Source organism: Leptospira meyeri, assembly GCF_004368965.1.
In the GTDB taxonomy this organism is placed as follows: Bacteria; Spirochaetota; Leptospiria; order Leptospirales; family Leptospiraceae; genus Leptospira_A; species Leptospira_A meyeri.
In genome coordinates, this window is the sequence record NZ_SORO01000007.1 from 1 (window position 1) to 13,172 (window position 13,172).

Below are 13,172 nucleotides of genomic sequence, written 5' to 3' on the forward strand. Positions count from 1 at the left end.
TTTCAGTAGATCGAATGTTGACAAGTTGTCAAGTAAATATTTCTTCGTTAATGGAGATAGATTTTTACCCATTGCGTATAACGAACTAGGCTTACTGAAGTTCCCTGACCCTGAGTCCCGGAACGGGACGTTAGGGACTGGCACGTAGTTTGCGGCTGCAAACGAGTGACAGAAAGGGAATTTGGCGTAGCCCGAGCGAGGGCTTGTCCCGAAGCGAAGCGGTAAGTCGCTGTTATACGACGTGACAATTAGAATTGAGTAGATGCTGAAATATAGAATCCTCTAATTATTTCTTTCCCATTTGATAGCTTACTATCCTGAAATCCGAAATTGTTTTGAAAAGAAGAATAATAGTAATAAGTATCACGTAAATTTTCATATTTAAAGTAAGCGTAATTGTAGTTGTATCCAAAAGCTATGTTATAGTTTTCCATGAAATTGTATTTTAATGAAATGTTTGCTTCGTAACCTTGGAAAATTCCTTGAGTTTTTGTATCTCCTTTGATTGTGCTGAAGTCAGATGCAGAACCCGATGGAAAATAAAAAAGATATGAATCAAAATATTGATAAGTTCGTTTTCCTTGTGTATGGTAGAAATCTAAACTTAAGTTTAAAGATAGTTGATCTGTAATTGGTATTTTAGATTTTAAGACAATTTGAGGCCCATAAGCAGAAATTTTTTCTTCTGCATTAAAACTGTATTCAGAAATATTCCTAATTCTATCAATTTTTCTAATCCCAACACCAATAGCAAAATATTCTTTAATTTCTGGAGTAGGGTAGAAGAAAAAATTTAGCTTGTAATCACTTCTTTCATTGTTTCTGAGGTAATGTCTGGCTCGATCATAGTAATATTGATTTCTAACTTGATAAACATAATCTTCTTCGTAATTAGCTCGTTCGATTTGGATTTTGGAATGTTCAAATTCAATGCCAAAGCCTTTTTCTAAATTTTTATAAATGAAGAAAAATGGAGTAATCGTTTTTTGATTTCCCTTGAGTTTATTGACTTTAATATTCCAATAAGGATCAGAGTCAGTAAAGTTTCTACTATAATCAAATGGAGTAAATTCCGCTTTCTGAAATTTTAAACCAGTTTCAAAAGTTGGTTTATTTGACTGTGCATAAAGCACAGAGTTTAAGGAAATTAGAGTTAAGAGTATTGTGATTTTTATTTTCATTTTAATGATTCAATTTTTTGTCATGTCGTATAACGAACTAGCCTTAACGACGTAGGCTGACCCTGAGTCCCAACGGGACGTTAGGGACTGGAACGACACTTGCGTAAGCAAGGGGAGTGCCAGAAGCCTATGTGTCGCAGACCGAGCGAGGGCGTAAGTCCCGAAGCGAAGCGTTAAGGCGCTGTTATGCGCTGTTTGTTATTTCATCAGATAATTTGATATATCAACATTTTGCCCAGATAATGGTTGAAGGATAAAGGCTTTTAATTCAGTATTTATAGAAATTTTAACATGCCAATATTTTCTGTCTTCGGTTTCTGTTGTATTCATGTTTTGAAGAAGAGGTTTAAAAATATTAAATGGTATTCGGTAAATAAGATTATTTGATCCGCAAGCTAATACCACATTTGAATTTTTATATTTTTCGAGTGATTTTTCTTGATGTGGATGAAAGGCATACCAGAATATTCGATTATTCTTTGTTTTATATTCTTTGCTTACAATTACTAAGTCACCGTTATTTTTATCTTCACTTTCAAAAAGTGATTTAGATACTTTGTTATATTTATTTTTACTCAGTTCCTCAAGTTTAAATACAACTTCTTGGTGGAAAGAAAGAGGTGTGAATTTTTTCTCATTTTTTTCAGAATTTTCTTCATCTACAGATAATTCTGGTTCCAATAATTCTGATGCATTATTTGTGAGATCTTGGCTTGTACTAAATACTAAATCAATGAGTCTATCTAATTTCGTATACTCAAAGGGTTGCAGACATTGAGTTATAAGTTTTATAACTTGAGGATCATCTAATTTTTCTTTTGTGCTTAATAATTTCCATAATGAATCGACGCTAATAATTCTTGTTCTCCATGCATGGATTGAGCCTCTAATTTGAGCTTCTAAATCGCCTGTATCTTGCCTGCCAACAACTATTAAGTTATAAGAGTTTTCAGCGTTTATTTTCCCTTTTTCGATTAGTTTTGTCCTATAATTATCGATTTTATCAGTACTTATTCGGTAAGCATCGGTAGTTTTTACTTCGATAACGAAAGAATTGTTTTGATCAATCCAAAGCCCATCATTTCCGATTTCGTTTTTGTTTCCTTGATAAAGGCCAAACTCTACGAGAAAACCTAGTCGTCGTCCAATTTCATTTATCAAATCTTGTAGTACATATCCACTATCAGTGAAATTTGATTCGATGCATTCTTGGATGAATGATTTGATTTTTAAAATTGGAATATTTGTTAAAAATTGCCTAAATTCTATGGAGCAATTGTTTCCATTTTTAAGTTTTCCATCTCCACAAAGACCAAGGAGAGCAGTTAAGCTTTTATTTATTAATTCCGGATTAGATTTTATTAGATCATTTATCATTTTTTTTCTTTTATATATTTATTTTAACAAATAGCGCATAACGAACTAGACTTAACGACGTTCCTCGACCCTGAGTCCCTGAAGGGGACGTTAGGGACTGGAACGAGGCTTGCGGAGGCAAGAGGAGTTCCAGAGAGGAATGTGTCGAAGACCGAACGAGGGCTTGTCCCGAAGTGAAGCGTTAAGTCGCTGTTATATGCAGTGCTTCATTAATAAATTTTGTTTTTATTTTCATACAATTTCTTTTGCCAAATTCTAATAATACAAAGGAAAATGAGGAATGAGAGAATACCTAATATTAAACTTGTTGTTTTAATCAAAAGATTAATAGTAAAATTAGTAAATTGTAATGAGAGACTAGTTAAGAAAAGAATCGTCAGCATTAAGAATATTAGTATAAATAGGTTTATTTTTCTTGACCTAAATAGTGAACCTAGCTTTGAGAAAGCGTTTTCGAAATTTCGAGTTCCAATAAAAATAATAGAAAATATGGAATAAGTAAAAATAAAAAATTCGATTAAAAAGAAAACAGTAGGAATTTTGAGATAATTGAATGTGCTTAATTTAAAATCTATTCTGAGAGGAGATTCAAGAGTTATGAATAAAATCAAAAAAGAAATTGGAAATACTAATACCATCGAGAGCCTAGATTGAAATTTAATAAAATTCCAGAAAAAATCCCAATATGCTAGTTCCTTGTTTAAATCTACTAAAGAAGTTAATTGATATATCACTTTGTAAAAATTGAAAATTATGTAATACGTACAAGTTATTGAATATAAAAAATAAATATAAAATTCAATTCTTTTGATGTTGAAATTGTTCAAAGTTGAGTATAGATACGAAACAAATGCAAAAATTACAATTAGATTAAGCAATTTTCTTGCTGTTTGATTTTTATATAAACTTTCTACTGTCATAATAAATTCTTTCATTTATCTTCCTTTATATTCTAATTATATTTTGAAGCATTGCATATAACGAATTAGGGGAGACGACGTTGTCCGTAGCCGAGCCTACGAAGTAGGTGTTGGCGTCGGCGCGCCTTCTTGCGTAGCAAGAAGCGTGACGGAGGACAATGTGTCGTAGACCAAGCGAGGCCGTAAGTGCCGAAGCGCAGCGTTTCCCCGCTGTTATGCGCTGCGAGTTATGCTTGGAATTAAATTATTTATTTTTCAGAGTTATTTCAAATCAGTATTAACAATTTGTTAAATAACTTGTGAATTAAATCAAATACTTAATGTTCGATTTTCCTAATTATATTATCTCGGATGTTAATCGGAAGATTATACTCTTTAATAATGTAGTATAATACTTCTGCAAATACTCTACTTCTGAAATTATTCTTAGGTGATTCGATTTTAAAACTGTAAATGTTTCAAGAGATATGAATGGGGGAAAAATGTGTTCTACGCTTTTTAAATTGTTTCTTTTTTAGGCAAATAGCCCTTATGTTAAATTTTTTATTAATTTAGAATAATCCGAGATTTGCCTTTGTAAATATATTTATTATTATAAAGAAGATGATTGCAAAGCCAATTAAAGTATAGATTCGCAGAAATTTACTTGTATAAAATGTTGTTTCTTTTTCTAAATATTTTTTGAAATTATAATGTCCGATTTTATTTATTTTTAGAACCTTTCTAGGAATGAACTTACCTTTGTAATTTTGGAATGTTATGTTGTTGAAGGAGATCGGGCAATCGTACAAACATTCTTTACACATTCTTTGTTCATCATTACTGTTTATATAAATGCAATAAGTGCCTGGCAAATATATAAAAACATCTTCCGTATCCGCTATTTTCATTTCCGTCATTTCCCATATAATAATTAATAATGTTATAAAGAACGGGATGGTAATTAAAAGAAGTTTAATTAGGAATTCTTGTTTTGAATAGAAATCTATTTTGTTCATATATTTGGAAATTTTAATGCTAAAATGATGGGAAAGTGAATTTATTAATTCTTAGTCTAATTTAACTCGTTGCGCATAACGAACTAGCGGAGACGACGTTCCTCGTAGCTGAGCCTGCAGGGCAGGCGTTAGCGTCGGCGCGACTTCTTGCGGAGCGAGAAGCGTGACGGAGAGGAATGTGCCACAGGCCAAGCGAGGGCTTGTCCCGAAGCGAAGCGTTTCCGCGCTGTTATACGCCGTTTACATTATATATTACCTGTTAATACGTAGGCTCTAGTTAAATTCAGTTTATTGAAGAGCTCATCTTGTTTTCTAGATGAAACGAGAAGGCTATCAATAGTACTGTCTGTAGAGTCCCACAGTGAATGTGAAAAAAGTCTACTAAAACAGGCTTCTAATCTTTCGGTTTGTTCATTCGTAATTTTTGCTCTGTATAAAAGTTTTTCTCTTTCAGGTTCAGTAAGAATATTGAATACATTTATTATAATGTCTTTCATATAAGGACCCCAAGTTAATACAGCACCTTTGTGCCAAATTCTACGGACTCTTTTTTGAGCACTATTGAGCGATTCATTTTTTTTAGATGGAATCCAATCTGCTAGGTGACTACTTTCCACAATCACCTTTGATAATATTTTAAAGTTTTCAACTTCACTATTTCTAAAATCATTTGGTTGGTCAAATAGAGAAGAGGAAGGGTGTAGGTATATAGTATTAGGGTATATGGCTGTTGCTAATAAATCTTGCGTAATAGGATAATTTGGATCCTTTGATGCTTCAGCTACATAAGGTTCCAAAGCGGAAGACGATAAAACATTTTCTTTTAATGCGGCAAAGAGAATACTGTTCGCTTTAGATTTCTCAAATTGCTTTTCTATAATTAAAAATTTTATGAAATTTTCTTCAGAATGAGAAGATGAAGGTTTTGTTGATGAAAATTCCTCCCACATTTCTTTTTGGATAGTAGAAAGTCTTTCTAATAACGTTGATGTATAGAAAGGTACTTGTCTAAGCTTAGAATGTGCTTCCAGATTTGTGATCATTAAAGAATCAAACAGATTTTTAGAACTTTTTTCATCTTCCGTTGATAGAAATACTTTTACGTCAACTTCCTTTGCATTATTCAATATTTGTGCAGCTGTTTTGTGCTGACCATCAAATAATCTTATAGAATTCTTGAGGTATCTTGCGATTGCAGGGGATAGTTGAGGATGGCTTTTTAAGTGGTCACGTAGATTGACAAGTCTTTTCAAGTCGATTACTCTGGGTTGTAAACCTTCTTGATCATCATTTTGAATCCAAGATAAGGGAACTTTTGAATAAAAATAATAGGAATCTAAGTGTTTGTCATATAATATTGGAGCAGTTATAGTTGTATTTGAGTCAGTTAATTTGACTACATTCTCCTCTTTTACGAGGTGTATATTCATATTCGAAATACCTTTTAATTCCAATATGTCTTGCAGTTTGATATTATTTTGTTTCTGTAAAAACAATTTTTCTAATTGAAAATTGTCTTTTACGGTGTCTAAGCTTTCATCTTTTTTACGTCTGTTATAAATTTTCTTTACTATCCGAACATTTACTAAATCTGTTGGACCTCCTTTCGACCATGCTGTTAAATGATCAAATTCTATCTCGTCAGCTTGAGAGATTATTTCACCTGAAATGTAACATCGAAGAGAGCCATCAGCTTCTGTTTGACTTATCCTGACTTGATTTTTTTCTATATCTGTAAGTTGTCTATCTGGCATATTGTTTCCTTTTATAAGTTATAAAATTATGTAAATGTCGTATAACGAACTAGCCTTAACGACGTAGGCTGACCCTGAGTCCCGAACGGGACGTTAGGGACTGGAACGACACTTGCGGATGCAAGGGGAGTGCCAGAAGCCTATGTGTCGCAGACCGAGCGAGGCCTCGTGCCGAAGCGAAGCGTTAAGGTGCTGTTATACGCCGGTTGTTTTTATCATTTTGAAAATTTTAATTTAGTTCAAAAGATTAATGTAATTTCATTTTAATGGTTTATTTCTTTTTATATTGGGTCGACGATTTCGTTAGCCACATAGGAAAATCTTTTCTATTTACAAATGGGAGCTGGCCTATATAAAGAGAACTTTTTGCGATCCAAGTTGCAGATTGATCATAGCTATTGTGATACTTCTTGAATTATCGGAATTCTAGACGATTAAGGAAGAAGAAATTGATTTTGAACTTCTATCGAATCTCAATTTTCTCTTTGTTTGCGAATAAATACATATTAGCAATTTTTATTTGCTCAATAAATCTAGACTCATTTTCACATCTGGAAAGGAATGAGAGAAAGGCGCCAGCCGCATTATTTACGTCTTTTAATTCAGAATAGCATAACCCAATAGCATAAACTAAAGCACAAGGGTCCTTATAACCACCCTTCTCAAGGCCCTCGAGTAAATATGGTAGTGAGTCTTTATAGTTTTTTTCATTAAAATATATTACACCCAAATTAGCATAGTTTTCGCCTTGAGAGTTATCAAGCTCAATTGCCTTTTTTATATAAAATTTTGTCATTTCTAAATTACCTAACTGTTGATAAGCAACAGAAATCATTATTAAATACCCGCTCTTTGAAGAGGGGTATTTTTTCATCAAAATTTCAGAGTATTTTATTACTTCAATATAATTACCCTCATCAAAAAGTTGTTTTAGTTTCAATGCTTCAACTTCGCGCTCATCATTTTTGCAAAACACTAATGCAAATAAAATAATAGTTATAAATGTTTTTGTTAAATATATTTGAAATTTAGTATCCTTATTTCTCATTTTTTGCTTATTTCTCATTTATTTTGGTTTTTATTCTTAATTAAGATCATATTTTTTCTAAGTTCTAGATTCCAAAATGAAAAGGGATATTTGTTCATCGAGACTTACTGATAATGATGGAAATTCAAATTTTTTAAATATTTCTATATGACCTTACAAAGTGTATAAAAAAATTTGGTTTAGATGTTTAAAGGATTAATAATCTTATTCTAATTTTAAACGAAAAATTTGCAACTGGCGTATAACGAATTAGGGGAGACGACGTTGTCCGTAGCTGAGCCTCCGTAGGAGGCGTTAGCGTCGGCGCGCCTTCTTGCGGAGCGAGAAGCGTGACGGAGGACAATGTGTCGTAGACCGAGCAAGGCCGTAAGTGCCGCAGCGAAGCGTTTCCCCGCTGTTATGCGTAGTGGCTTTTTATAACGTGATTTCCTTAAGAGAATCTTCGACAGTTCCTCCATAAGGTCGTCGTCCTGCTTTGCAGGCAGCATAAAAAAGAATAAAATCTGCATTATTTTCTTTTTTATTACTATCTGAATTTTCAATATTTTCATTCAAAACAGGGCCTAACAGAGAATATTCATAACATCTTCTTTCGTGTTCAGCCTTTGATATTTCTATATCGCAATTTAAATTCATCAAAAAAACTAAAAATAGATATTTGGTTTTAAGATTTTTCAAAAATTTTAACTTTTAGTCTGATTATAAATAAATTAAGCTAAAAAGACTTATTTTCTCGATTTTAAGTATATAAAATATATTGGATGATAACGAGTTATAAAATAAATATTCATTTATTTTTCAGAGATATATATATAATCCAATAATGATAATTGAGACAAAGGCGGTTAGAAAAAAAATCAAGTTAAGTTTGATATTTTCATCAGTCATATAATGGTTAATAGGTTTTTTCATTCCAGAAAGAAACCATCTTAGAAATCCAATTATTTTGGCAACACCTTCTAATAGAAACTCTAACATTAGTTCAAATAGTATATTCATATGAATTTTAAGCCATTACGCATAACGAACTAGGGGAGACGACGTTGTCCGTAGCTGAGCCTCCGTAGGAGGCGTTAGCGTCGGCGCGTCTTCTTGCAGCGCGAGAAGCGTGACGGAGGACAATGTGTCGTAGACCGAGCAAGGCCGTAAGTGCCGCAGCGAAGCGTTTCCCCGCTGTTATGCGAAGTGTGGTAAATCTGTTTAATATTACTGTTCTTTAAGTTTTCCAGTAACATATTGATGTAAAATACTTGAAACTAGAGTTTGATATGGAATTCCTATTTCAAGAGCTTTTGTTTTTAATAATTGAATATCTTTTCCCGCAATTCGAATATTCATTCGTTTGTCTTTGGCTAAAGTATTTTTTGCAGCAATTTTAAACTTATTTAAATAGCTTTTTTTATTTGAAACAGACTTCCATTCGTTTCTTTCAAAAGATAATTCTAATTCTTTTTCTTCATCGGTAAGTTTAAGTTTCATGAATGTTCACCTCTGGAAAATATAATTTAGTGTGTTTTCGTGAAGGGTATGCGGTTTTTAAAAAGAATGAATTTTCGTTTTCAATTGCAGGGACAATCCAGGCATAATTATCAATATTAATTACTATAATTATTTGGTTTGGATACTTTTTACTATTTGGATGTTCCAAGATATCTAGTATAGCACCTGCTTCAATTTCGATTACTATTCTTTCGAAGGAAATATTGCGCTGAGAAAAGAGTAGTTTATTTTTTTCATTATCCCAGTCAAAAATCACAGTTATAATTTTAGACCATTGTGTGCCTTTTGTCAATACATTAATTTTCTGAAAATATTCAGTTTCTTACCACATTTCGCATAACGAACTAGACTTACCGAAGTTCCCCGACCCTGAGTCCCGGAACGGGACGTTAGGGACTGGCATGCAGCTTGCGTAAGCAAGGCGAATGCCAGAAGGGGAATTTGGCGTAGCCCGAGCGAGGGCGAAGTCCCGAAGCGTAGCGGTAAGTCGCTGTTATCTGCTGTGCCGCGCCCTGATGTCTAACCGAGCGAAGCCACGGAAGGCGTAGTCGGTTAGGGAATGCCAATATGATTTCTATTTTTCGATTTAAAACCCTTTATAAGCAAATACCATTAATTTTTTACTTTTTTTCTAAAGGAATCAAGCCATGTTTTTAATTTTTGAAAATCTGATTCAATTTCACTAACATTCGGTAATGGCGCCGGAGTTTCTATTGGCTGAGAATGTTCAAAATATGAATATTTTGTCATCAATTCATCAATTAATTGGATGTCTGCTTTTTCAATTTGTAACAAATTTTTTAAACGTAGTGTTTGAACGGATCTTCTGAAACGAATCACGACACTCTGTAAGAGATACTCTTCAATAACTCTTTCTAATAGAATGCGAAAATCACTACAAAGCGCTTTTCCAACAGGATAAAAAGCTGTTGTCCCACCTTCAGTATCTAAAATTTTCTTACCCTTTTGCAAATTAGCTATAAGAAGGTTTAATGATGTATCAACTTTTCTAGCATAAACCGGAGTCTCACCTGGTTGGCCTGTTCCCCAATTCTCACGTGTTAGATGTAATGTATTAGCTTCTCCATCTTGGGACTTAGCAATCGTTTCTAAATTAGTTAATAAAGAAATTCTATGAGTAAAAACAATAACTTGCTGATGTTTTGACATTTCGCAAATTCTATTACTTACATATTCTTCATACTCTACGTCCAAAGAATTTATTGGATCATCGAATATTATAGGTGCTTTATTTTTAGAGAGTAATATCTCCGATATAAAGGCGGCAAGAGACGCTATCCGGAATTCCCCTTCGCTTAATATTTTTCCAACTGGTGCCTCATCAATTGATTTTAATTTGATAGCATAATATGTAACCCCTTTTGAAGCGCGTTTTTGTTGCAGTTCAGCTTTTAAGTGTCCAGCTCCGAGTTTATTTAATTCTTTTTGAAAAATATCTCTGAACTCATCAGTTAGAAGACTCGCCGAAAGAGCAGATTTCTTTTTACTTAAAGGAGTTGTATTACAGCTATTAATTGCTTCATCGAATTCTTCAACCATCTTTAACGAATTGATTCTTTCTCGAATTTTCTGAATATTTTTAAAAAGAAAAGACCTCGCTTCTAGTTCGACTTTAGATTTTAATATTTCCGCCTTTTCCAGAGGATTTTGCGATTTTTTAGCTTCTTCAAGTTCTCGTAAAACTTTGGTCTTAATTGAAGATAGGTATTCAATTATTTTCTTTTCTTTAGAGAAATCAATATCATCAAATGTACTGCCGTTATTTATTTTATCTAACTTAGCCCTCAAGCTAATAATTTCTTTAAGAAATTCTTCTTGTTTATCCTGCTCTTCTGGGAGAAGAATTTGTAGATTTAGTGCTACTACTTCATCAGGAGGAAGTTTTGGTAATTCACTCAATTTTTGCTTATATTTCAATAAATCTTCGGAAGCTTTTTTCTCAAGTGAACCTTGAATAAAATTTTCAAAATCGGCTAAGCGATTTTTTGCTTCGCTGTCAAGAGGCTGTTGACATAGAACGCAAACTGACCCATCTGCTAATAATGGAAAAATTTCATCCTGGTAAGCTTCCGTTACCGAATATTCTCTAGCTGCTTCCCATAGTGCCTTCCATGTAGCATTGCCTACACCAGATAAAGGAGCAGAAGAAAATACTTTTTCAGCTGCTTCCTTAGCGATTTTCGTTGATCCTTTACTAACTTCATTGAGAGTTTTTAAGGATTTCAGATTATCATTAGAATAACTAACTAGAATCTCATTCAGAACATCCGTTACGGTTTTGGCAGCTAAATCCTGATTGCTTAATGTAGTTATTTTCTTTGAGACATCTGTAGCAGATAATAACTGAATTAGTTCGGCTAATTTGGCATCATCTGATTCGGTCCAAAAAATCTTTGAATTAAGTTCTTCTTCATTTGTATTTGTAGTAATACTTTTAAACCAATTTCCAATATCCGTATTAGAATGGTATTCGGGTAATTGAAAATCCGTTTTTAAAACAACTTCTCTTCTTTCTTTTAAAACATCTGATATTATTTCACTAACTTTTGTTAGCTCTGATAAAAACCAAAGTTCAGGAGGTTCATAACTTATCTCACTTTCCTCATCAATGAATAGACTTGAAGTTTGCGTGTCATAAATTTTTACTCTTTCAAACTGAGGATGAGGTTTATCTAGCTGGTGTTGGATTATATTTTCCTTCCCGCCTATATCTATTTTAAGCGAAATGGAAGCTTCTTCCTTTGTATCAGAATATATATTTCCAATTAGTATCCCTTTCTTTTTATTTCCAGAAAGATGCTTTAAGGCACGTACATAACCTGATTTCCCTGAACCATTAGTTCCATATAAAATGGATAATGTATGAGGATGTAATCTTATTGGTCTTTTGGGATTTAATGCGTTTACACCTTTTATATCAGTTATTTCTAAAATTTTAAATTCGCTTGAACCTGAATTACTAATCTTTTCAGAAATTGCCTTTATATCACAATCTTCAATACCTACTTCTGAATTTGCTTCCTTATAACATAAACTTGAAATTTCTTCGATCTTATCTTCAGGAATTGTTCCCTGCTCTATTAAAATCTTAGCAGAGATTTTTTGCCACACTGGGCGTTCATTAAGCCAGTCAGAAAAACTTTTTTCTTTTTTTGCCATTTACGTTATCCTAAAGAATATATGATTAATAGAATTATTAAGCTATTGAGCCTGCCACGGACGGCAGGCGCTATAAATGAAGGGGCGCGGTATTGCAGATAACGAACTAGACTTACCGAAGTTGTCCGACCCTGAGTCCCTTCGGGACGTTAGGGACTGGCACGTAGCTTGCGAACGCAAGGTGAGTGACAGGAGGACAATTTGGCGTAGCCCGAGCGAGGCCTTGTGCCGAAGCGTAGCGGTAAGTCGCTGTTATGCGCTGGTTTTTTTGTTAGTATTTTCTGCGATCTGAAACTTCAGATATATAATTCTTAATAAATGGAGTAATTCTATCTAATGAAACATTTGGTTCGAAAATCAATTTTGTATTTCCAAAATAATCCCTAAGGGTAGCTGACAGTCTATTATTAATGTAGGACAGGCTTAATGTATGGCAAATTGTTTTATCGTTATCTAAAATTAATGCGAATTCGAATAAAGTTTGAGAACAGTATCGAGCATTTACAGTTAGATCATTGATACTGGCTGTGTTGATTCTAATTTCACAGTCTATACCATTATGGTTTAATTTTTCAATTTTTGGATTGTTAATAGGGAGAAAAGGATGGTTGAGTGTTAGACTTTTTTTGTATAAACTTTCAGTATTTTTTTCAATCCAAAATCCACTTGCAATGACTTCAATAAATTCATCATGAAATTCAAACACATAATGGTTGAATTCGCTTAACATTTCTTTTACATTTCCGGAAAAGTTATAGGTATTACCATAATATTTGGATTCGTAAATGTATCTTTCTTTTAGCCACCGAGAATTTTCTAACCGTGATAACCATGAAAAGTATGTATCAGATTTATATGGTAAGCCTTCTCCTCTGCATATTTTTAAAGAGTCAAGTTTTTCAAATAGGATTCGACCGTAATTATTGTCGTCTGTTAAAAAATTAATCTCTACTATACGATCGTAACTTATTGTTGGACTTAAAACTGTATCTGGTCTTATCCAATGATCGATTCTTATTAATTTTTCTTTCTTTTTAAACATATTTAAAAAACTTGCGCATAACGAACTAGACTTACCGAAGTTCCCTGACCCTGAGTCCCTTCGGGACGTTAGGGACTGGCACGTAGCTTGCGTATGCGAGCGAGTGACAGAAAGGGAATTTGCCGTAGGCCGAGCGAGGCCTTGTGCCGAAGCGTAGCGGTAAGTCGCTGTT

Annotated in this window: 9 protein-coding genes; all 9 read right to left on the bottom strand. The window is 33.4% G+C overall.

Annotation, left to right across the window (positions count from 1 at the left end; translation table 11 throughout):
- Positions 1-248: 248 nt before the first annotated feature.
- Entirely contained in the window at positions 249-1,181 is a 933-nt protein-coding gene (locus CLV96_RS19315) for an LA_2444/LA_4059 family outer membrane protein (protein WP_004787828.1), read from the bottom strand.
- A gap of 198 nt (positions 1,182-1,379) precedes the next feature.
- A complete protein-coding gene (locus tag CLV96_RS19320) occupies positions 1,380-2,558 on the bottom strand; it encodes a hypothetical protein (protein WP_004787803.1) in 1,179 nt (392 codons plus the stop codon).
- Positions 2,559-4,721: 2,163 nt separating this feature from the next.
- Positions 4,722-6,230, bottom strand: a complete 1,509-nt coding sequence (locus CLV96_RS19325) for a ParB N-terminal domain-containing protein (protein ID WP_004787813.1) — start codon at positions 6,228-6,230, stop codon at positions 4,722-4,724.
- A gap of 463 nt (positions 6,231-6,693) precedes the next feature.
- On the bottom strand, positions 6,694-7,296 hold the full coding sequence (locus tag CLV96_RS19330) for a tetratricopeptide repeat protein (RefSeq protein WP_004787835.1): 603 nt from the start codon (positions 7,294-7,296) through the stop codon (positions 6,694-6,696).
- Positions 7,297-7,692: 396 nt separating this feature from the next.
- On the bottom strand, positions 7,693-7,956 hold the full coding sequence (locus tag CLV96_RS19335) for a hypothetical protein (protein WP_040917427.1): 264 nt from the start codon (positions 7,954-7,956) through the stop codon (positions 7,693-7,695).
- Between the two features lie 528 nt (positions 7,957-8,484).
- Positions 8,485-8,757 (bottom strand): hypothetical protein, encoded by a 273-nt coding sequence (locus tag CLV96_RS19340; protein WP_004787804.1) that lies wholly within the window; start codon positions 8,755-8,757, stop codon positions 8,485-8,487.
- Complete coding sequence (locus CLV96_RS19345) at positions 8,747-9,034, bottom strand: DUF4258 domain-containing protein (RefSeq protein WP_040917434.1); 288 nt, start codon at positions 9,032-9,034, stop codon at positions 8,747-8,749. The genes CLV96_RS19340 and CLV96_RS19345 overlap by 11 nt, the downstream gene beginning before the upstream one ends.
- A gap of 356 nt (positions 9,035-9,390) precedes the next feature.
- Positions 9,391-11,958, bottom strand: coding sequence for an AAA family ATPase (locus tag CLV96_RS19350; RefSeq protein WP_004787826.1), 2,568 nt, complete (start codon positions 11,956-11,958; stop codon positions 9,391-9,393).
- 271 nt (positions 11,959-12,229) lie between these two features.
- Positions 12,230-13,000 (bottom strand): hypothetical protein, encoded by a 771-nt coding sequence (locus CLV96_RS19355; protein WP_004787814.1) that lies wholly within the window; start codon positions 12,998-13,000, stop codon positions 12,230-12,232.
- Positions 13,001-13,172: the final 172 nt, after the last annotated feature.